Source organism: Parasphingopyxis lamellibrachiae (genome assembly GCF_003385775.1).
Lineage (GTDB): Bacteria > Pseudomonadota > Alphaproteobacteria > Sphingomonadales > Sphingomonadaceae > Parasphingopyxis > Parasphingopyxis lamellibrachiae.
Genome location: NZ_QRDP01000004.1, coordinates 2,507,750 through 2,529,197, shown reverse-complemented (window position 1 = coordinate 2,529,197; position 21,448 = coordinate 2,507,750). Strand labels below are relative to the sequence as shown.

Here is a 21,448-nt window from a genome sequence, read left to right as displayed (position 1 = left end):
TATAGGCTAGCCCATGACCGACCCATTGGAAAAGCTTGCCCAGCCACTCGCCGAGGGCGATGTGCGCCTCGAATTGCGTACCGAAGCACATCGCGAAGGATTGCGTGCCGCTTGTGCCAAGGACCCCGATATCTGGGAGATTTACCCGATGTCGATGCTGGGCGAACATTTCGATACGGCATTCGACGCAATGGCAAGCTTCCACGCGACCAAGAACTGGGTCAATTATGCGGTGCTCGATGGCGAGCGGGTGGTTGGCATGACCAACTATATCAATGCTGATCCGATCAACCATGTGCTCGAAATTGGCGGCACCTATATCGCTCCAGAAGTGCGCGGCGGGCCTTTCAACAGCATGATGAAGCAGCTGATGATCGATCACGCCATTGTGTGCGGCTTTGCCCGGATCGAGTTTCGCATCGATACACGCAACGCACGCTCCATGACGGCGGTTCGCAAGCTGGGAGTCTCCCATGAAGGTACGCTGAGAAAAAACCGCATCACATGGACCGGATATGTTCGCGACACCGCCATTTTCGGTCTATTGGCGGACGAATGGACGAACCGGACGCAAAACCCGCCCTCCACGGCTGGCTGATCCTCGATAAACCTTTCGACATCGGCTCGACACCCTGTGTGTCGCGCGTCAAGCGCGCTCTGCGCGAAGGCGGCTATGCCAAGGCCAAGGTCGGCCATGGCGGCACGCTGGACCCGCTGGCAACCGGCGTTCTGCCGATTGCACTGGGCGAGGCGACCAAGCTGGCCGGACGGATGCTCGACAGCGACAAGATTTACGAGTTCACGGTCGGTTTTGGCGCGGAGACCGATACGCTGGACGGCGAAGGCGAGGTAACGGAAAGCTCGGATCGTCGCCCTGCCCTGGCCGATGTTGAAGCGGTCCTGCCGCGCTTCATCGGTTCGATCGAACAAATCCCGCCCAAATATTCGGCACTGAAGATCGACGGAAAACCGGCCTATGCCCGCGCCCGGGCTGGCGAAGATGTGGAGATGAAGCTACGCAGCGTGACGATTCACAAACTCACAACAACCCCGGCCGCCAACACGGAAAGCCTCGCCGAAATCACTCTTACCGCCCATGTTTCCAAGGGCACCTATATCCGCTCGCTCGCCCGCGATATCGCCCGGGCGTTGAACACGGTGGGTCATGTCACCATGTTAAGACGGATCAAGGCCGGACCTTTCACGCTGGAAGGCGCGATTTCGCTGGACAAACTGGACGAACTCGCTAAGAGCCGCTGCCTTGAACAGGCACTCTTGCCATTGGCGGCAGGGCTGGACGACATCCCGGCTCTTTCCGTCGCTCCCGATCAGGCAAGGCAGCTCCGCATGGGGCAGCGGGTGATCGGGGTTTCCGCCACTGCCGGGCTTTATCTTGCAACCGACCAGTCTGTTCCGGTTGCTCTCGTCGAATGCGACGGGGTGGAGCTGAAAGTAGTGCGGGGTTTTAACCTCCAGTGAGGCGTCCTTTTCAGGGGGCCCCACACATGAATTGAAAGGAATTATGCGATGTCGATTACTGCCGAACGCAAGCAGGAAGTCATCAAGGACCACGCCCGTGAAGAGGGCGACACCGGTTCCCCTGAAGTACAGGTCGCGATCCTCACCGAACGGATCACCAACCTTACCGACCATTTCAAAGGTCACCATAAAGACCATCATTCGCGCCGTGGGCTGCTGATGCTGGTCAACAAACGCCGCAACTTGCTCAGCTATCTGCGCAACGTGGATGAGACCCGGTATCAGGACCTCATCAAGAAGCTCGGCCTTCGTAAATAATTTGGGAAACGGCCTCATCGTTGGGGCCGTTTTCATATTTGGACTGGACGCAATTCGGCGTCCGGCCAAGCCAAAAGGGGGCGCGAAAGCTCCCAGACCGCGCAGGGCCGGTACTGCCCCTGCAAATGAGCGTTGATCGCATAGGGTGATCCTCGCAAAGAAAGTGAAGAAGAAAAGATGTTTGACGTAAAGAAAGTCGAAACAGAATGGGGCGGCCAGAAGCTGACCCTCGAAACGGGCCGCGTGGCTCGCCAGGCCGACGGCGCGGTTCTCGCGCAGCTCGGCGATACGGTTGTGCTGTGCGCAGTTACCGCCGCCAAATCCGTGCGCGAAGGGCAGGACTTCTTCCCGCTCACCGTGCATTATCAGGAAAAATATTCGGCCGCCGGGCGCATTCCGGGCGGCTTTTTCAAGCGCGAAGGCCGCGCCACGGAAAAAGAAACGCTGACATGCCGTCTTATCGACCGCCCGGTCCGCCCGCTTTTCCCGGAAGGCTTTTACAACGAGATCAACGTCATCGCCCAGGTGCTGAGCTATGACGGCGAGAACGAGCCGGACATCCTCGCGATGGTAGCCGCTTCGGCCGCGCTGACGATCTCCGGCCTGCCGTTCATGGGTCCAATCGCCGCAGCGCGCGTCGGTTACAAGGATGGCGAATATCAGCTCAACCCGAGCATGGAAGAGGTTGCCGAGGGCGAGCTCGATCTCGTGGTCGCCGGTACGCAGAACGCCGTTCTGATGGTGGAATCGGAAGCAAAAGAGCTTCCCGAAGACGTCATGCTCGGCGCCGTCATGTTCGCGCATGAGGAATCCAAGCCGGTGATCGACGCGATCATCGAGCTTGCCGAACAGGCCGCCAAGGAGCCCTGGGAACTGGCCCCGGCCGAAGACCAGGACGGCATGAAGAAGCAGCTTCGCGATCTGGTCGGCGACGATATCGCAGCCGCCTACAAGCTGACCGACAAGTCGGAACGCTCGGATGCGCTTAACGCCGCCCGCGCCAAAGCGAAGGAAGCCTTTGCCGAGGAAGATGGCCAGACGCAGATGACGGCCGGCAAGGTGGTCAAGAAGCTGGAAGCCGAAATCGTTCGCGGAGCCATCATCAAGGATGGCAGCCGTATCGACGGACGCAAGCTCGATCAGGTTCGCCCGATCGAAGCCATGGTCCACTTTCTGCCCCGCACGCATGGCTCGGCCCTTTTCACGCGCGGCGAGACCCAGGCCATCGTCACGACAACGCTCGGCACCAAGGACGCCGAGCAGATGATCGACGGCCTGACCGGCCTCTCCTATTCGCCGTTCATGCTCCACTATAACTTCCCGCCCTATTCGGTCGGCGAAGTGGGCCGCTTCGGCTTCACCAGCCGCCGCGAAACCGGCCATGGCAAGCTCGCCTGGCGCGCGCTCCACCCGGTCCTGCCCGATGCGGAGGAATTCCCGTATACGATCCGTGTGCTGTCCGACATCACCGAGTCCAACGGCTCGTCCTCGATGGCGACGGTCTGCGGCGGCAGCCTCGCGATGATGGATGCCGGTGTACCGCTCAAGCGGCCGGTATCCGGTATCGCCATGGGCCTGATCCTCGAAGGCGACGACTTCGCCGTTCTCTCCGACATTCTCGGCGACGAAGATCATCTCGGCGACATGGACTTCAAGGTCGCCGGTACCGAGAAGGGCATCACCTCGCTTCAGATGGACATCAAGATCGCCGGCATCACCGAAGAGATCATGAAAGTCGCTCTGGAACAGGCCAATGGCGGCCGCGCCCATATCCTGGGCGAGATGTCCAAGGCCCTCGACACGACGCGCACGGAATTGTCCGATTTCGCGCCGCGGATCGAGACGATGCAGATCGACAAGGAAAAGATCCGCGACGTTATCGGTACGGGTGGCAAAGTGATCCGCGAGATCGTCGCCGAAACTGGTGCCAAGGTCGATATCGACGACGAGGGCGTCATCAAGCTGTCCTCCTCGGACGTCAACGAGATCGAAGCCGCTCGCAAGTGGATCGAAGGCATTGTCGAGGAAGCAGAAGTCGGCAAGATCTATGACGGCAAGGTCGTCAATATCGTCGATTTCGGCGCATTCGTGAATTTCATGGGACAGAAGGACGGTCTCGTCCATGTCTCTGAAATCAAGAATGAGCGCGTCGAGAAAGTCGCCGACGAGCTTTCCGAAGGCCAGGAAGTAAAGGTCAAGGTGCTCGAGATCGACCAGCGCGGAAAGGTCCGCCTGTCGATGCGGGTTGTCGACCAGGAAACCGGCGAAGAGCTTGAAGACACCCGTCCCCCGCGCGAACCGCGTGGTGGTGGCGGCGGTCGTGGCGGCGATCGCGGTGGCCGTGGCGGCGGAGGCGGCCGTGGCCGCGGCCCGCGCCGTGATCGTGGCGACAGCAACGACGACAAAGGTGGCAAGGATTCCGAAGGCGGTGAACTTCCCGAGTTCATCACCAAGGACTAACCTCCACACGCTTGAACAAGGGAAAAGGGGCCTGCTTGCGGGCCCCTTTTTCTTTGCGACGCTCCGGAATGTCTCAGGCCGATTTCAGACTCGCCGGATAAAGTGCTATGACGCGGCTGGGAACGTTGGCCGTGGATCGCGCTACAGGCCGACTGCGGACATTTAGCAATGCAAAAATTCTTTGCCGCAATACGCAATGCGTCGGACATTCCCGAGCTCTGGGATGCATTTACCGGCTATTTCGAACAGCATCATATCGACCATCTGTGCCTGATCCACATCCCGCCGCCCGGCGCCCATGATTTCGGCAAGGTCATCATCGCCACCATCGGCTATCCCGATGCGTTTCGACGGCGTTATATCGAGGACAAACTCTATCTCGACGATCCCATTCCCGACCATGCACGGCACCATCCCATGCCGTTCCGCTGGTCCGAGATCGGAGAGATGCGGAAATTGACCTCCCCGCAGATCTCCTTTCTGAAGGAGGTCGAGCAACTTGGCATTGGCGACGGGCTGGCCATCCCGGTGTTCGGCCCGCATGGCCGCAACGGCTATGTCGGCCTGGCTCTCGGCCCGCATAACGAGGATACGTCGGATGAGCTGCTCCACGAATTCCAGGCGATCGCGCAGATGGCGCATCAGCGATATTGCGAGCTTCTCTCCACGGAGGAGACCGAAACGATCACTTTGTCCCCGCGCGAGAAGGAAGTTCTCGTATGGGTTGCGCGCGGAAAAAGCAACAATGCCATATCGAGCATTCTCGGTATTTCCGCGAATACCGTCGATACGCATTTGCGGCGGATCTACGATAAACTGGGCGTTTCGGACCGGACAACAGCTGCGATCCGTGGAATAGGGTGCGGCCTGATCGCACCCTGATCCCATATATCGGTCAAGCCGTGTCACGTAGCTGCGTGACGTGCATAGCCAAACGCAGCCCTATAGAGGCAGTCCGCAGGAACCAGTTGGCGCCCCCCCCACTCAACGCCAATTGGTTTCGCCTTTCATTTTTCAAAGTGACCGCGATGTTGGTTTTGCCGCTCGTCGATCGTTTCTTCGCGTCAAAGAAGCGCAATGACCGGCAGGATTCAAGCGTATCCAGGACAGCAACTCATGAACAACTCGACATGCAAGTCGCCCACCGCGCAAGTCGGCGATTTATCGCAGCCTGAAACGGAATCGAAACTGTTTTCAGGCCTCGGCCTCTCCCAATATCTGAGCAATCTCAACAAGTTGAGAGATATCTATATCGACAGTAGCCTGTTCCGCAATCCGGTATGGGAGATATTCCTTTCGCTCTACAACCAGCGCCAGGAACATCTCCAGGTTACACTGGTTTCGCTGAGCGCCGGCAACCGGTTGTCAGAGGCAGAATGCGCGAGCGCTGTCGAAAGTCTCGTGGATGCGGGGCTGGTCGTGCTCGGCACCAGCAAGGATCATAGCGGCCCCCAGGTCGTCGACCTCACGGAACAAGGCCGGCAACGCATGGCCGCTTTCCTCGGCAGTGCGGAACGCGCCCGGAACTGAACTGAATCGGGCCCGGGAACCAGCCGGTTCAGACAGCGTTCAATCTGTAATCGCTAGATTACCGCTCTCAAAACGGGGCTGAATTCCCGGTGCAGGAGCATAATCATGGGGCCAGTTAGCATTGTACGAATTCCGCTGTTGCTAGCGGCAGTCGCTGGCCTTTCGGCCTGCACTATCTATGATGGCTATGGCCCCGGCTATTATGGCGATGGCTATGCCAGAAATGACTATCCGGCCGAATGCTTTGACAAGGACGGCTATCTGTACGCAGATTGTGAAGATGCCGGTTATGTCGCGCGAAACGGCTATGGATATGGCAGCCTCTTTTACAATGATTACGGCCCCTATGGTTGGTATGACGGTTACTATTATCCCGGATATTCCTATTATATCTATGATCGACAGGGCCGCCGCCACAACTGGTCCGACCGGCATCGCCGGCACTGGGAAGGGCAACGCCGGGCCCGGCGCGGGCATGACGGCCGCCATGACTACAGGCGGCGCCATGACGGACGTGACCGCGACCGGCGTCGGAACCGCCGCGACAGCCGCGGCGACAACAGGCAGCCCTTTACGCCGGGCACCGGCAGGAGCGGCCCCTACCCGGCTTTGACGCCAGACACGCCGCGCCCGAACACCAATCGCGGCAATCGCAATCAGGTGCCCCAGGCCCAGCCCAATCGAGCACCCCGGAACGCGCCGCCGCGCAACGCAGCACCCCGCAACGCACCGCCTCGCGCAACTACACCGCCGCCGCGCAACGCCGCTCCGCCAGACCGCCCGCGCAATCGCAACCCGGACGAACATCCCGATTGATCTCCAAAGATGAACGGGAACCGGTGCTCTCGGTCACAGACAATTCATCTCAGTTCATCGATATTCGCACTCGTTCCATCGACAGGAACACTGAGGAGATAATCGATGTTTCACGACCATACTGCCTTTAATCCGGCCCGGTTGGGATTTCGCATCGTCTACCGTGCGAACGAAACCAACCATTGCCCCGGCTGCGGCCGTGCACACTGGATCGTCGGACGGATGAGCGCAGAATGCGCCTTTTGTGCAACGGCGCTTCCTCTGGAACGAGGCCTCACCATAGGCACCGGCCTGTTTCGCAACCGCGGTAAAACGGACGCTTTCGCGCCTATGGCCGCCTGATTTTTCGACGCTGGACGCCGGAAAGGGCTGTTTAACCTCCTTGCGCTAAGTAGGGCGTATGGAAAAGCTGCTCGCGATCATCGGCATGACCATGCTCGCCCTCGCCTTTCTGGGTGGCGGGCAAGAACCCGACCCTGTACCGGTAGCTCTGGCCTCGGCCGATGCCTCCGGCACCCGGGACAGCGGAATGCAGATCGCCGGCAACGGATCCGCAAGCTTCACCACCGCCCGCGCCGCCGACGGCCATTTCTATGCCGATGTCCGGATCAATGGCGCAACCAGCCGCATGCTGATCGATACGGGCGCAACCAGCGTCGTCCTGTCCCGCGCCGACGCGCAGCGTGCGGGTATACAGGCCCGGCCCGGCGAATTCACCGCCATCGCGCAGACCGCTGGCGGCCAGATCGCGCTCAAACCCGTTACGATAGACCGGATGGCCCTGGGGCCCGTCGACACGCGCAATGTTCGGGCGATGGTTGCGGAGAGCGACCTCCCGGTTTCACTGCTCGGCCAGAGCTTTCTCGAACGGGTCGGGACGGTGGAAATCAACGGAGATGAACTGCGATTGCGCTAGAGTTTATTATATGAGATTCCTTGGTAGCAAATCGCTGCCCAAGCCCGCCCAACCGATAGATTGAGTCTGACAAAACTCCTAACTGCCGATCCAGCGCCCGCTATCGCGATATTCGGGGCGAATCTGCGAGTCCGGAAGCGCATTTTCAATGGGCCGACTGCCGGGTAGGCTGTTGGGCTCCCGTCGGTTGCTCTCATTGACCGCCCCTTCCCGCAAGGCCGGCGCAGGCGGAAGGCGGTCGACAATTTCCACGACCGGTTCGACGGCCGGTTCAGCCGCAACCTCCGCTTCGTTCGCGCGCGGCTGCCAGGGCCGCGGCGACGGCTCGCGCCCCGCATAACGCAGGGTAAACGCACCCGGTCCGCCGGCCGATCCGCGCAGGCGATGGAACAGGTGGCGACCGATCATGTTGGTCATCGTCAACGTCCGCCCCCAATAGGGCCATACGTCAAGCGTGTGATAATGGGTGGCGTAGCCAACTTCCCCGAAAGCCCGTCCGTCGATCGCTTCGCGCGCATAGCGTTGGGCCCGCGCCCAGATATCGGCGACCGGCCGCCTTGCGAGCGCACCATCGCAGGTGAAGGTGAACTGGCACCCCGTGCTCCGCTCGCTGCCTTCATAGACGACCCCGCAAATACTGTTTGCATAGCCCGGATGGCGGACCCGGTTGAGCACCACCTGCGCAACGGCGCGCTGGCCGGCCTCGGGTTCCGTTCCGGCTTCATAATAGATGGCCTGTGTCATGCACTGGAGCGCGCGTTCCCGGTCGGCGCCACTCGCGGCGGGAAAGGCAAGCCCCGCCGGCACCGGGCCGTCATATCCCGAATGCTGGGCGAGCTCCGCCTCTATCGCGCTGCGGATCGCCTCCTGTTCGGCATCCGTCAAAACGATTGCCGAAGCGATGCCCTCCCCCTCGCCCGCCAGAGTGGTAAAGGGCGTTGCCGCCGGCAACCTCACGGTAAGCCCCGCTTCAGGTACGGCCAGCCCGGCAGCACTGAGTGTGAACAGCCCGGTCAAAGCCAGAAACATGGCGGCAAGCGCCGTCAAGGCCGGGCGCGCCCTGCGTGGCGGCGCTTGTACAACCCGGTCCAGAATCAGGTGCTCGGAGACTATGGCTTTTGGCTGGGCAGCCCGCGAAACAGACCCATGCTGCGTACCTGAAGCGCGCAGCGGAGCCCGATCCGCCCATGGCCCCTGCATCCAGCGGGGCAAAACTGTCCCGGCATCCGCCAAAGCGCCGCCCCTTTACCTGAAAGATTCCAGCTTTCCGGCTAAGCGAGTTTCAGGGGAAAGTACCGATAATAGGTGGTTAACCGCCCATCGGGGGGCGCTAAAGATACTTAATCCGCTTCAGCCCGCCGGATCGGGAGATTGACATTGCAGACATCGACCGCGCCTGCCGGGCGTATAAACCAGCCCGTGCGATTGGCGCGCGCGCGAACGAATGCACGAAAGGCCTCGGAATCTGTGCGCATCACTTCGAAAGCCGGCTGTTCCGCCTTGGGCATCTCGCTGGCGAGGCGTACACTGGCAATCGGCGCCCGCTGTTCGGCCTCTTCATAGAAGCCGAGCGGTCCCGTCCCGCGCGGCAGGCTGGACAGGGCTTCGATACCTTCCACTATCCGGCCGACCAGTGCGATATTGCGATCGAGGTGGCGCGGTGCATGGCCGATAACCGTGTAGAGCTCCGCCCCCGTTCCCGTATCAGGGTTATCGCCGCGCCCGACACCAACCATGCCATAGCAATGGATCAGCGTGCCGCTGCGCTGGCCGTCCTCGCGGGGAGCATGTGCAGCCGGCCAGCCTTCCAGATAGCCGGAATAGGGTTCGTAATTGCCCTGCTGCACGGTTTCGAAGTCTGCAATATGCGATTCCGTCATGGCGAATTCATATTCGGCCGGAGCGCTTCGATCGACGGTTTCCGGCAGCGGCTTGCGCTCACTCGCATCGCCCCATTGCACAACATAATTGTCCTGCACCCGGTTTATGCTGATGCCGTCATACCAGCCGGCCCGCGCCAGGTTGCGGATATTGGTGACATGGACGGGCGCAAAAATCGCCGCAAGCTCGATGTAAATCTCCTCACCCGTGCCCAGCGTCATAACCAGCAGATTTTCCGGCGCTATCGGCCGCCAGTCATCGGCGGTGGTTGCCGCGATAACTTCGCCGGGCGTCAATGGCTCGGCCAGCGGTTCGGCGGCCTGCGCGGCAAGGAGCAAAGGAGCGGCGGTAAGGAGGAATAGCTTTTTCATGACGGCCCTTTTGCCATGCTCCAACCCCTTGCGCCAGACCGCTGTCCGCTCTAGGTGCATCCGCTTGCCAGGATATGCGGAGCGGTGGCCGAGTGGTCGAAGGCGCACGCCTGGAAAGTGTGTATAGGGTAACCCCCTATCGTGGGTTCGAATCCCACCCGCTCCGCCATTCCATTATTTTCCGGCATCCGCCTTCTTCCACCCAATCCCCAGAAATATAAGGTTAGAGGGGATGTAGACCTCCACTGCCTTCCGTTGACATTCGCCTTCAATCGCACTTTAATGTGGGTAAGATTGATGGGAAGAATGATTGCGTCGTGGGAAAATTGAGTGCCACCAAGGTAAAAGCGCTTCGTGCGGCTGGGCGCTATGCTGATGGGTCAGGGTTGATCCTTAATGTAACTCCGAAAGGGTCAAAGAGCTGGATATTGCGTATCCAACACAACGGAAAACGGCACGATTACGGTCTCGGCTCTTGTTTGAATGTATCGTTAGCAGACGCTCGTGAAGAGGCTTTGCGTATCAGAAAGATGGTGCGGGACGGCAAAGACCCGCGCGCAGAACGGCGAAAAGAAAACGTTCGCAGCAAAACTTTTCGAGAAGCTGCAATTGAGTATCATGCTACACATCAAGAAAGCTGGAAGAACGGTAAACATCGCGCTCAGTGGCTTTCTACTCTGCAATCATATGCTTTCCCGCGATTGGGTGACTTAGCCCTCAATGCTATTGATGGACCGGTTATCCTCGACACACTTGATGGCATTTGGCTTGCAAAGCCTGAAACGGCACGGCGGGTGCGGCAACGGATCGGATCGGTTCTCGACTATGCCTATTCTCGCGGCTGGCGTGACACAGAAGCGCCTATGCGCTCAGTCTCGAAAGGTCTCCCTCGACAACCCACAAAACGGGGTCATTTTGCAGCTATGCCTTATTCCGATGTTCCCGATTTCATCAGGGAGCTAGGTGATCGTGAAAGCTATGGTCGATTGGCTCTAGAAGCACTAATTCTTACTGCTGTTCGTTCAGGTGAGATACGCGGCGCAATATGGAGTGAAGTGAATTTCGATGCGGCGCTTTGGACGATACCAGCCGAACGAATGAAGGCTGGCGAGGAACACATCGTTCCATTGTCTTCTTCTGCCTTACAGGTTTTCGAGCGAGCAAAGGAGTTGCGGATAGCAGGCACAGAGTTTGTTTTCCCGGGAACGAAATTGGGAAAGCCGCTGTCCGATATGACGCTCCTTAAAATTCTTCGTGATCTGAGCCTACCGTATACCGTCCATGGATTTCGCTCTTCTTTCAGAGATTGGGCAGCAGAACGATCAGCTTTACCTGGTGAGGTAGCTGAAGCGGCGTTGGCGCATCGCATTTCTGACAAGATAGTGGCTCACTACCTGAGGACAGACTTCTTAGACCAACGAAGGCATATGATGGCTGCATGGGGAAGTTGGTGCACGGGCGAGGTCGCCAATGGCGCTCAGCGGCGTTCAAAATGACGGACCGACGCTCCAGCCTATCCAAGACATTGTCATTTCTGAGGGAGCGCGAAAGTGAAATTTTGCGTAACACCCCGGATAATGTCGAAGAAATCGATCGCGAACTTGAACGCCTAGCTGCGGAGTTGATCGCGAACGATCCCGAACGGAGAACCGCTCAAAAGATCAGCGAACTTTTGGACCTGGCGAGCGAGTGGCAAAATGGGAACAACGCGGCTGGCACAGAGCTTGAGCGAACTCTTGAAGGATTAGTCGGAAGAAGAGCGGCAAGCCGATTGCTTGTTGCTGCTGCGCAAAAAAGCAACTCAAGATGGGTCATAAATGTGCGTCGTCGCAAGCCGGACGAGCTGGAAGACCAAGGCGAAAGTTATTCTCGTTCGAAATCTGCAGCGCGCGACGAATTGATTGCCCACCGAGTGCTTCTGCGAAAAAGGACTCTTGGCACGATCGGACGAGCGATTGCCGAGATAGACGATGAAGATATTTTCGGAATTAGAGAAGATGCAATCCGAAACGCATATTATCGGCATCTCCACCGGGCCGTCGATAATGGACTTTTGTTTCCTGGGCTTTCTGAAACGGTCGTGGATTTTCAACGCGGCGAAGATCCAATTACCGCCGCTGATTTACCCAAGCCAGGCAGACCAAAAATATGTATTTCGGATTAATCCTTGCTCCATTGTTTATTCGGTCCAGCGAGAGTCTTTTGGGATTTCCACGCACATCACGGTGCGTTGCAAACTCAGGAGATTCACCATGGACGCCATTTTTATTTCAATTCACGAGGCCGGTAAGGCACTCGGTATCGGTCGAAGCAAATGCTACGAACTGATTAGCGAAGGTAGGCTCGAAACCGCATATCTTGGTCGTCGTCGGCTCGTGAAGGTGGAAAGCGTAAAGGCGCTCGCCGAAGAGATTCAGTCATGTTGACGGGCGTGATTTTCGAGCATCGGCATCGCGGTAATGTATGGCGGCTTGAAGTTTCAGAACATGATGGCCGCACGTTTGCCAATTTTCGCCGTTGGTTCGAGAACGATCATGGCGAGCTATGTCCAACGAAAGATGGGTGCACTTTCCCCTTAGAACGGCTCCTAGACCTCAGTGTCGCTGTTTCAACATGGGCAACAACCAATGGTTTCGACATCCAAATCGATACCGTTCCGCCCGCAGGTTAATCCAGTGAAGCAGGGACGAGCAAACGAGGGTTCGATTGAGCCAGATGTTCAAACTTACGAAAACTCTGATTACCGGCATAAAGTCACCGACCACGAAGTTCATCGCGATATTGAAAATCAGCCAGTTTCTAAGGTTGGCACGGGAATTGCGCTTAAGACTAATACTAATGGTTGCACACGGTTCCCGCCCAAGCTCTGCCCTCCAAGTCCCACGGGTAACGGTAGGAGTGCCCATCTTACCAATAAGCAAGCGGTCAATTTGGCGCGGGCCGCTATCCACGCTTGGGAGATAAACCTGCCACTGAACCGATTACTCACCATCCACTGGGAAGCGGCTGGGGTGAAGGATGAGCAAGCTGGGAGGGCAACTAGCAAGATGATCAAATTGATCTCAGACTGGCTCTCCACGCGCGGTCTACAAACGGCATGGATTTGGGTGCGGGAGAATGGCTTGAGGGAGGGTAGTCATGTTCATATCGCAATACACGTCCCCATCGACACTTCGCTCGGCCCCAAGCAACAACGGTGGCTAAGGCGCATTACAGGAATTAAGTATCGAAAGGGTGTGATCAAAACCCGATGTATAGGGCGATCGGCTAAGGCGGCGTTTTCGGAACCAACGGGCTACAGTATCAACATGCTAAACGTCGTCGCGTATCTTTTGAAAGGAATCAACCCGACATCCGCCAAAGAGATAGGGTTGTTAAGGTGTAGCCCGACTGGGGTAATCGTCGGGAAACGATCTGCAACCTCCCAAAACGTCGGGACAAAAGCACGAAATTCTATCTCTTCCAGCAAGAGAACTTTGATCATTCAATCCTTATCGACTTCGCCCTTGAGCGCAAAGAGTATTCCAAAGCGCTTCGCCCATCGACTCAGGCACAATTGGTATGTTTTGAGAGTGCCATAAGCTACCGTCATAGGTGCCCAAAACAGAGCCATCAGGACCATAGCGCACGCTTCTGATCAATCTTGTGGTTCGTTGTTTGCAAGAAACATCATAGAGTTCACGGGTTGTCTGAGCGCTTGTAGACTGATCCGACGAATGATCGATATGCACCCATATTTGAACATCGTCGTTTTCGGCAGGCATATCCTCCGCGCGAATTGTCCAAACAGAGCCAGTCGAATTCTGGCCGATATAGACAGGTGCTTCGGCCCACTGCTGGGCATTCGCAGCGCTGACGTTGCCCAGAACTAGTAGTGCTACGCTGAGTCCTATTTGCTTCATTGCTGTGCACCTTCACCCTTGTCGTTCGCTTGTTGCCGTTTTCGAGTGACCACACGGAGCGTTCGCAACATACTCTCGGCCTTCCTGCGAGTTTCAGGATGTGCGCGAGGATCATTCGAGCCGACTTCTAGTAGTGTGAAGAGTTGGTCTCTTTCGCAATTGATTCGGCTCATTATTCAATCACGCCAACAAATGATCCGTCAGGTGCCATTCGGCAGCGGACACCGTAAACGAATGTGCCATCCGGGCACATGATCGTTGAGGGTTGCGGCCTGTAGGCAGGCGGCAATGGATGAGTCGATGCTGGCGGCAAGGGTTGTATCGGGGTCGCTTGTGCATTGGGTTGTGCGGCACCTGAGGCGGCAACACCCAAAAGCATCAGCGTCAAAGCATCTTGATTCGCTTGATGCTGCCGCGCCTGATCGGCGGCGATGTATTGCTCGACACAAGGCTGATAGCCTTTCATGCCATCGGCCAATCCCGCGCGCTCACAGTGATTTTCGGCCAAAGTCGTCACGCAGCCGCTTACGGCCAAGGCTGCGCACAGCATTCCAGCGCTCCCAATCTTTCGCATGGTCCATTCTCCCGTGTTCAAGGCCCGGCTGGAGCCGGGTGGTTCGTAACGTGCGAACACGGGTAAGCACGCCCCACGTATTCCCCGTGAGGGTATTATATTTCGCGGGCCGCCCGACAAAGACGGACCCGTGTTCAGCACGTTCTCGTGCATCGCCGCGGCTTACGAGACCGGAACGACCAGAAAACGTTATGACGGATTTTTCGGGAAGTCTATCGGGCGCATGGATTGCCAGTCCATTGACGATCGCCGGACAGCATTCGCTTCCGAACGAAGAACCGGCTCAATACATGATGTCATGTCATAAAAAGGGCTACGAAATGCGACTTGCTATTTGCATTCAATCTCGATCCACGGCGAGATTGTTTTGTCTCACATGCTCGCGATTTCATCTAGTAATATGAAACTGTCGATTGCGACGCGCGACAAGGCTATACTCGCGGCAATAGTGGAGGAGCGGAATTATGGACGTGGAAATTAGACGCTTAATGGCTTCGGCTATCCAAAATGCTAATATTGAAGATCCAATCATCGAGCCGGGCGTTACACGAGACAATCACTATAAGAACTCTGAAGAGACAGCCCATCTTGTCGATAGGATATGCTCAGCACTTGATGGCGCGGGATATAAGATCGTCAAAAAGTAATCTTGGAAGGCGAGATGTTGACAAGCTTATCAGCAAGGGTTCGGCTTCGTCCGACACGTATTGCACTCTTAACTCGTCCGACGGACTTGCCTTCAGTTAGGAAATTCATGCGGATCTGCGCGTGTCTATGGGGAGGAAGCTACAATCCGATAATTCCGGTTTTTAGGCAAACGCCTAAAGAATGGCGAGAAGATGCAAGGGTGAAGCGCAAGCCAAGCGAGGTAGTCCGGGGCTATGTCGAGTTCTTCGAACCGGATTGCTACGTAGAATCCCAATCCGGGCTACTCGAAGAAGCAGGACTTGGCGCGCTCTCTGACCATCGCCTGTCAGACAAGCGTTCGGTTCCACTTTCGCGGTTCTTGTCAGCTTACGGATCCCGCGATTGGATCGAACCAGTTTTTGGGCTTGGTATCGCGGATGTTCTTCAGCACGTCTATGAAGAAGAGCAACGCTTTCAACTCAAGAATCCGAATGAAGCGATATTGGTTCGACGACACGTCGGATCTGCACTTACGGAAGCAGTCTTTGGCATGTTTCCACAGGATGAAGGCGCGAGATATATCCCAGGCTCCTACCAAGCTGTCTTCAAGCCGGAGAGCCAGCCAGCCGACATTAATGCCTGGCGTCAGGTCTTTCGAAAAGGGGCCAATACGCCACTGAGGCTTACTACATACGGATTGGATGCAAGCCGGTCATGGCATCACGATATAGTGATATACGTTTTCGACCCAACCTGCGCACGAGACCTGATTGATCTTTGGAACATGAGATTGGAGCCTAGACCAATTTTGCCGGTGCCCATCGGATGGTGGGCAGATTTGATCGACGACATATGCGAAATCCTGGCGATTGAACATCGGCCAGTCCAAGGCAATCCACACGGCGTGATGCATCAAGGATTAATCGAATTTGCTCGCTCGATAGATGAAGAATCTGCAAAATCGTGCATCGAGATTCTAGGCGGAAAAATTTCTGCAGAAGCTGTCACAGTCAAGAATTGGCGTAACCCCATTTGGGAAAAGCAAACTGACGATCTCGTTCATCGCGACGGGCGTCTCAAAATTACAGCTGAAGAAAAGTGGGCGGATTTAACAATAGAAACAGCGAGCAATCCCTCGGCCAAATTTTCCTCGCTGAGTCCTGATTTTGCCGAACGATATGGGGGGCATAACGTTAGATGGGTGAACTGCGTAAGTTTTGGATCTTTGCAAAGCGAACGTGTTGCAACAACTCTTCCATTTAATGCGTTCGATCCATTTTGGCCCTCATTGAGCGGACCTGCTGAGCCGGTAACGGTCGGACGAGAAGGCTGGGTTTTTGGTCAAGAGTTTGGAGATTTTACGCAGCACATTGGACTTCTTTCCTCGGAAGAAGCGATCATCGGTTCTCTTGATCGACTTGGGATCACCGCCAAATTGTCTGAGCCTGGGCTTATCGCCAAACAGGTTCTTGAACATCTCGACGGGCTATGGGGTATTCATCTGCTGAAGGACGTTGAGACATTAGATATGCTCAACAAAATGGCGGGAGGGTTTCGTCGTAGGGGAGAAGGAGAGGACACGATCGAAGAAATCTTTGATCGCCGGTCGAAGTCAGTAAAGAACTGGACCGACTTGATTTCACGTCGAGTAGCCGAGCGTTCGTTGCCGCGTCTTTCCGTCGAAGATTTCACAAATCGCAATATCATTCGGCTAGGAGTCCAGACCGCATGTCCGCAATGCAAGGCTGGAAACTGGCATAATCTGACCGACGTAGATTACTCGATCTCGTGCGAGCGATGCCAGAAAGAGTATCCCTTTCCTCAAGCTAACTTGATGCAAAAAAACGGGAATTGGACTTTTCGCGTAGTTGGACCATTCGCCACACCTGATTATGCGCGGGGGTCTTATGGGGCGCTATTAGCGCTCAATGTCGTGAGAGGTTTCGGTGCATCATCTGACACTATGACATATGCCACCGCTCTATCGTTGAGTTTTGACGATGTTGAGGTTGAAGCTGATTTCGTCGCCTGGCGAGCTGCCGAACGATTTGAAGGGCAATCTTCTCCGGATCTCATACTGGGTGAAGCCAAATCTTTTGGGAACGGCGAGCTTATAAAGCGAGATGACTTGAATAAATTGCGCAAAATTGCGCGGAAGATTCCGACTGCATGCTTCGTTATCTCTGTGATGCGAGATCACTTCACTGACAGCGAAAAGAAACTGCTTGTGCCGTTCGTAAATTGGTGCAGACGGCCGAATTCCTTAGGCGAACCATCTCATCCCGTGCTTCTTCTAACAGCAAAGGAGCTGTTCTTCGATTTCTCAATTAGCTCGACATGGAGTGACTTGGGTGATCCGCATAGCTCATATTCGGGATTCCAGGAGACTAAAAACTTCCGCTCTTTCGCTGAATCAACCCAGGCGATTTACCTCGACCTGCCACCCTACCATGAACATCTGCATAACCTGCGACAGCAGAAACCCAAGCGGAGCGCCAACTAGGATACATAGGATCGCTCTTACTGGCGCGCGATTTTCATTTCGTCAGCCAGTTTTCGTATTTCAGGCAGCTCGTCCTTCATCAGCTCGTCCAGAGCAGGGTTGGCTTGTTCCATGGAAATGGCATCGGTCTTCAAAAGAGGAATCACCAGTTTTCGGATTTTCAGATCCGCGTCTTGCATCAACTTCAGAGCTTGAATGGCTTGTGGCTTTGTCAGCTTGACTGGTAGTTCGAAAAGCTCGCTGAGAGTGGCGCTAGTCCCTTCACCAGCCCCTAGATTTTCGAACACGAAATCCCGAAAAGCTGGCTCGTCGCGCCAACGCTTTGCCGCCAGAGTTGCGGCATTTGCGCGAACGTTCGAATTGGAATCGGTGAAAAAGCTCAATAGCTCTGAATTGGAGAGCGATACGTGGACGAGCATTGCTTTTGCAATATCCTCACACGGGCTAACCGGACGGGGCCAATCTGAAGGCTGACTTTCAATCTCAAGCCAAAGTTGCTGAGCCTCACGCAGTAAGGCTCCGATCATTTCTTCGTTCTTTGGAAGTTCAGCCGCAACCCGCGCAGCGGCAGCAGCCAGCTGCGGATTATTGGCCAACATGGTGTGCTCAAGAACATCAAAAAGAAGCGCACTGGGTTCAAGTGGGCAAACCTGAAAGATGCCAAAGAGATGTTCGCATCCAGCCTTTATTTCGCCGTTCAAGCGGATAAGCGTAGTTTCTACTGCCTCGTCATTTGGCAAATCACTGCAAAGGGAAGCGCCAGCCCAAAGGCTCGCTCCAGAAGCACTTTCGTATAGCCGGTCCACTATGGAACGACGTTGTTCCGTCGTTACGACAGCGTCTATAAGACTCGCAGCGAGTTGGACCAGATACACAGACCCTTGGTATAAGGCCTGCTCAAGCAGTGAGAGGTCCAGCTCGATCTCCGTCGCGCCGCTCCAATCAATTGCAGGAGCATCCACATGGACCGTGCGATTAAAGATCGCGCTGGAGTAGTGCCCGCGACTTTCTTCATATGCGGAGAGCAGCGCTGCTGCTTCATTGGCGATAGAGCTTCGGTCAGCATTTATCAGCTGCAAAGTCGCCCAAAGAACATGCTGCTCGGCGGCTACCCACTCTTCAGACTGCCACTGCCATAAGTCCTTGGGTTGGACTCGGCCCCATCCGGTCAGTTCGATAAACGCACTCAAGTTGACGAGAGGACGACTCGTATCAAGCTCCGAATTAGAATCGGACACTTCCGTCCCAGAAATGCCCGCTAGCAGACGAAGTTCGGCCTTTTCGTTTACCTCACCAAAGTCATCAATATTTGGCGCGTAGTCCCTTCCTCGGCTGTCTTTGAACCAATATTCGTGCATAGACCGGTAAAGATCTGCTCGATCCGCTTTTTTGAGAATCTGTTCTAGTTTGCTGGCAACTCCAAATTGGTCGAACGCGGGTTGCCTGAGGAGAGCAATCAGGGCTTCTTCGAACTTGGGGTCACATGATCCTGCAAGTCGGGAAGCAGCCGCCAATCCAAAGCTAACCAGCAGTGACCAATATGTCGTGTCCGGCAACGTGAAGCTGAGCACAGCGTGATTCGAATCTTTAGTGCTCTTCTTGTCCCGGTTTCCGTCTTTCTCTTGTCGAAAGCGCTTCATTGCATCAGCTAGGCGATCTGTTTTGCAAAGTGGGGAATCGGATTTTAGGGCGCACACCCAACCAACCAGCGCCACGCCATCGTGATCATCTTCGAGCGCGATGCCAGCGGACGACATCAATAATGAGGGATACATCTCACAGAGTTCCGAGAGAGATTCTCCCAGCGACTCCAGAGTTTCCCTATCTAGAGATCCAAGCAATTGAAAAGCTCTGGTAATCGTCGGTTCCAAATATCGATCGCCTAGCGGCGGATTGGATTGCCCAGCGATTGCTAGCACACGTTCGATTGATTCAACGGATTCTTGTGAAGGCGTTTGTTTCAAAACCGCATCTAGAGCATCTTCCGCCATGCCCAACGAAGCCGCGAATTGAAGGACTAGATCGGCCTCACATTGAGCCGCCTCGCGCATATCTTCAGCGACGGTATTCCGATCGGAATGATCGGCTATCTGTCGTGCCGCCGCGAACTCCGCAAAGGTCTTGTGCACGAACGTGAAGTAAGCAACATCATCGTGATGGATACGTTCGACCAACCCAACGTCACGCCAATATTCAACGGCTCTTTCACAACGATCTTTGGCATCTAGGGGCGCACACCCTATCGCATTTTCAAGACTTCGAGAGACCGAAGACTGAACCGCATCAGCGCTATCTGTGAGACGAGTTGTTATACGAAAACCAAGTAGGTTTATCGTGCGATCCAAGATCGCACTACTCAAGCCTTCGGCTTTCGCTTTAGCTGATGCGGCTTCCTGAATAAGCAGAAACATCTCTCGATAGATTTCTGGAATTGAATTCTTGACGCTCCCTCGCTTGTTCGCTGAAGCTATGGCCAAGCCCAATAAGAGCGGACTAGGTGCGATGGTTTTCCACGCCGCGCTGGCTTTCAACGCCGACGATATGGACTCTATTTTGTCATTGAGAGCCGGATCATGCGGAAGAACTGATGATATGATCGCCGATACGTGCTTTCGACAATCGTCTTCCGACAAGGGGTTGAGGGCATAGTGCCGCCAACTTTCTAAAGGCCCGGGAACATAACCAATAGGGCGCGATGTAACGATAACACGATATTCGGGATGTGCGATTGCAAAATCAGCCAGATCCTTTTGCACGGCTGACCGATACTTCCCGCACTCATCAAGACCGTCACACAAGATTACCCATTCACCAATCGATGCACTTCGACTCTCGCTCGCAGGTATTCCTGATTTGTCTAAGGCAAGATCAAACAAGCCTTCGGAGAACCCGCATCCGGTATTATGCATTCGCTCGACAAGTGATCTCAATCTAACTTGTAAAACGGGAAAGCCATTGCGCGAAAAATTTCGGGCCAGCCTTTGTAGTAGAATGCTTTTCCCCATGCCTGGGCCAGCAACCACGACGCATTGCTTAAAAAACCAACCTACTGTGCCAGCATGAATCGCTCTCGATGACGCTTCGCGCATCAATGAGTGAACGTCGTGGTAGGATGCCAGTGCATCGCTCAAGGACGGCGCTGAAGAGAAAGGGTGCTCAAGCACCGACGCAGATTGTTCTAGCCAAGCGGTGTCGATTGGAAGCTGATTTTCTAGCCCGATCACCCCAAAGTTAGCGCTTGTTTCATATGTCCAGTCGCGAAGTGCTGAGACTAACGCGGCTAAGCTGTCCGTCCTAACGTTTTTCTTGACGTTGATACCAGCTCTTTCAATACACCGGACAGCGGTTTCAATAGTTCTACGGCCCCGATGCTCGATCAACGACATTGAATCGCTTGCAAGCGCGTTCCAGGCGTTCGCAGCTTCGTATGGGCGGGATAGCAACTCACCCAGAGATCCTGTCGCTGCGGCGATCGACTGATTGTCTTCCGGTATGGCGCTTACGGTTACAATCCGAAGTTTGGCGCAAGTGTTTTCGGTCGGCAAGCCGCTCGAACGCAATCTAGTTACGAGATCTTTGGCAATTTCGCTCAGGCCATCTTCGCGACCGTCACCAAGGCGGCGCAAATCTCGTGCAAGATTGTGTTTGATTGTGCGACTTGAATCAGGTGAGATTGCAAGGATTCCGTATGAGATTGTTCCGTCTCGAATACCAGTCGCCAGAGAGATCAGCGGTTCCCAGAGATGCCTACCTCGTCGAAGTCCTCTTTTAACTTGAACTTCTACAATCTCATGATTCCGCAATGTGAATTGTAAATCGTCACCGGGTCCACCAGTTTCAACCGAAATTGCTATCGGCGTGTCATCGACTAAGTCATGAAGCCAACCCAGCCGCGTTTCACGCAACAGATGTATAGCGGCAATAGCGCAAACTGCCGCTTGGAAACTAAATCCTCCGCCAGCCGCACTGCCGCCGATCTGTTTTGGGCCTGATGGGTCATCCCCTTTTTGCAATTTTTTTCCAGCACTCATAAACTACAGCATAGCGTCTATTCGATCTCCAACACAGGCA

20 protein-coding genes and 1 tRNA gene are annotated in these 21,448 nt (G+C 55.5%); 16 read left to right on the top strand and 5 right to left on the bottom strand.

The features are described 5' to 3' along the window. The first annotated feature begins 13 nt into the window (after nucleotides 1-13). From DFR46_RS12680 to DFR46_RS12640, 9 genes are all read left to right on the top strand, one after another. Entirely contained in the window at nucleotides 14-598 is a 585-nt protein-coding gene (locus DFR46_RS12680) for a GNAT family N-acetyltransferase (protein WP_116236767.1), read from the top strand. After that, nucleotides 556-1,479, top strand: coding sequence for a tRNA pseudouridine(55) synthase TruB (truB, locus tag DFR46_RS12675; RefSeq protein WP_116236766.1), 924 nt, complete (start codon nucleotides 556-558; stop codon nucleotides 1,477-1,479). Before DFR46_RS12680 ends, truB begins: the two co-directional genes overlap by 43 nt. A 48-nt stretch (nucleotides 1,480-1,527) precedes the next feature. Beyond that, nucleotides 1,528-1,797 (top strand): 30S ribosomal protein S15, encoded by a 270-nt coding sequence (gene rpsO, locus DFR46_RS12670; RefSeq protein ID WP_116236765.1) that lies wholly within the window; start codon nucleotides 1,528-1,530, stop codon nucleotides 1,795-1,797. Between the two features lie 177 nt (nucleotides 1,798-1,974). Continuing rightward, a complete protein-coding gene (pnp, locus tag DFR46_RS12665; protein ID WP_116236764.1) occupies nucleotides 1,975-4,257 on the top strand; it encodes a polyribonucleotide nucleotidyltransferase in 2,283 nt (760 codons plus the stop codon). A gap of 168 nt (nucleotides 4,258-4,425) precedes the next feature. Beyond that, nucleotides 4,426-5,139 carry a LuxR family transcriptional regulator gene (locus DFR46_RS12660; RefSeq protein ID WP_116236763.1) on the top strand — a complete coding sequence of 238 codons (714 nt, stop codon included), beginning with the start codon at nucleotides 4,426-4,428 and terminating at the stop codon, nucleotides 5,137-5,139. A gap of 234 nt (nucleotides 5,140-5,373) precedes the next feature. Then, nucleotides 5,374-5,787 carry a hypothetical protein gene (locus DFR46_RS12655; protein WP_116236762.1) on the top strand — a complete coding sequence of 138 codons (414 nt, stop codon included), beginning with the start codon at nucleotides 5,374-5,376 and terminating at the stop codon, nucleotides 5,785-5,787. 105 nt (nucleotides 5,788-5,892) lie between these two features. Continuing rightward, nucleotides 5,893-6,603 carry a peptidase gene (locus DFR46_RS12650; protein ID WP_147297687.1) on the top strand — a complete coding sequence of 237 codons (711 nt, stop codon included), beginning with the start codon at nucleotides 5,893-5,895 and terminating at the stop codon, nucleotides 6,601-6,603. A 105-nt stretch (nucleotides 6,604-6,708) separates the two neighbouring features. Then, on the top strand, nucleotides 6,709-6,945 hold the full coding sequence (locus DFR46_RS12645; RefSeq protein ID WP_116236760.1) for a hypothetical protein: 237 nt from the start codon (nucleotides 6,709-6,711) through the stop codon (nucleotides 6,943-6,945). A 58-nt stretch (nucleotides 6,946-7,003) separates the two neighbouring features. Continuing rightward, the gene (locus DFR46_RS12640) at nucleotides 7,004-7,519 is read left to right on the top strand and encodes a retropepsin-like aspartic protease family protein (protein WP_116236759.1); all 516 of its coding nucleotides are present in this window, start codon (nucleotides 7,004-7,006) and stop codon (nucleotides 7,517-7,519) included. Nucleotides 7,520-7,597: 78 nt separating this feature from the next. On the opposite strand, the gene DFR46_RS12635 is transcribed toward DFR46_RS12640, so the two are convergent. Next, entirely contained in the window at nucleotides 7,598-8,566 is a 969-nt protein-coding gene (locus DFR46_RS12635; protein ID WP_245953848.1) for a cell wall hydrolase, read from the bottom strand. A 293-nt stretch (nucleotides 8,567-8,859) separates the two neighbouring features. After that, on the bottom strand, nucleotides 8,860-9,771 hold the full coding sequence (locus tag DFR46_RS12630; protein ID WP_116236758.1) for a peptidylprolyl isomerase: 912 nt from the start codon (nucleotides 9,769-9,771) through the stop codon (nucleotides 8,860-8,862). Nucleotides 9,772-9,849: 78 nt separating this feature from the next. On the opposite strand from DFR46_RS12630, the gene DFR46_RS12625 reads away from it, so the two are divergent. The 5 genes from DFR46_RS12625 (at nucleotide 9,850) to DFR46_RS12610 (ending at nucleotide 12,442) form a co-directional block, all read left to right on the top strand. Beyond that, nucleotides 9,850-9,940: transfer RNA gene (locus DFR46_RS12625), tRNA-Ser, on the top strand. Between the two features lie 115 nt (nucleotides 9,941-10,055). After that, a complete protein-coding gene (locus DFR46_RS12620; protein ID WP_342769840.1) occupies nucleotides 10,056-11,267 on the top strand; it encodes a tyrosine-type recombinase/integrase in 1,212 nt (403 codons plus the stop codon). After that, nucleotides 11,264-11,935 carry a hypothetical protein gene (locus DFR46_RS14720; RefSeq protein ID WP_147297686.1) on the top strand — a complete coding sequence of 224 codons (672 nt, stop codon included), beginning with the start codon at nucleotides 11,264-11,266 and terminating at the stop codon, nucleotides 11,933-11,935. Before DFR46_RS12620 ends, DFR46_RS14720 begins: the two co-directional genes overlap by 4 nt. Before the next feature lie 88 nt (nucleotides 11,936-12,023). After that, nucleotides 12,024-12,197, top strand: a complete 174-nt coding sequence (locus DFR46_RS12615) for an excisionase family DNA-binding protein (protein WP_116237342.1) — start codon at nucleotides 12,024-12,026, stop codon at nucleotides 12,195-12,197. Beyond that, nucleotides 12,191-12,442: a PC4/YdbC family ssDNA-binding protein gene (locus DFR46_RS12610; protein WP_116236757.1), complete on the top strand. Its 252-nt coding sequence runs from the start codon at nucleotides 12,191-12,193 to the stop codon at nucleotides 12,440-12,442. Before DFR46_RS12615 ends, DFR46_RS12610 begins: the two co-directional genes overlap by 7 nt. Before the next feature lie 820 nt (nucleotides 12,443-13,262). On the opposite strand, the gene DFR46_RS15050 is transcribed toward DFR46_RS12610, so the two are convergent. Next, nucleotides 13,263-13,673 carry a surface-adhesin E family protein gene (locus DFR46_RS15050; protein ID WP_147297685.1) on the bottom strand — a complete coding sequence of 137 codons (411 nt, stop codon included), beginning with the start codon at nucleotides 13,671-13,673 and terminating at the stop codon, nucleotides 13,263-13,265. Nucleotides 13,674-13,845: 172 nt separating this feature from the next. Beyond that, complete coding sequence (locus DFR46_RS14710; RefSeq protein ID WP_147297684.1) at nucleotides 13,846-14,247, bottom strand: hypothetical protein; 402 nt, start codon at nucleotides 14,245-14,247, stop codon at nucleotides 13,846-13,848. 464 nt (nucleotides 14,248-14,711) lie between these two features. On the opposite strand from DFR46_RS14710, the gene DFR46_RS12600 reads away from it, so the two are divergent. Both DFR46_RS12600 and DFR46_RS12595 read left to right on the top strand, forming a co-directional pair. Beyond that, on the top strand, nucleotides 14,712-14,894 hold the full coding sequence (locus DFR46_RS12600) for a hypothetical protein (protein ID WP_116236755.1): 183 nt from the start codon (nucleotides 14,712-14,714) through the stop codon (nucleotides 14,892-14,894). A gap of 200 nt (nucleotides 14,895-15,094) precedes the next feature. After that, entirely contained in the window at nucleotides 15,095-17,377 is a 2,283-nt protein-coding gene (locus DFR46_RS12595) for a hypothetical protein (protein WP_116236754.1), read from the top strand. A gap of 17 nt (nucleotides 17,378-17,394) precedes the next feature. Here the strand turns inward: DFR46_RS12595 and DFR46_RS12590 are convergent, their stop codons facing one another. Further along, entirely contained in the window at nucleotides 17,395-21,408 is a 4,014-nt protein-coding gene (locus tag DFR46_RS12590; RefSeq protein ID WP_116236753.1) for an NACHT domain-containing protein, read from the bottom strand. Nucleotides 21,409-21,448: the final 40 nt, after the last annotated feature.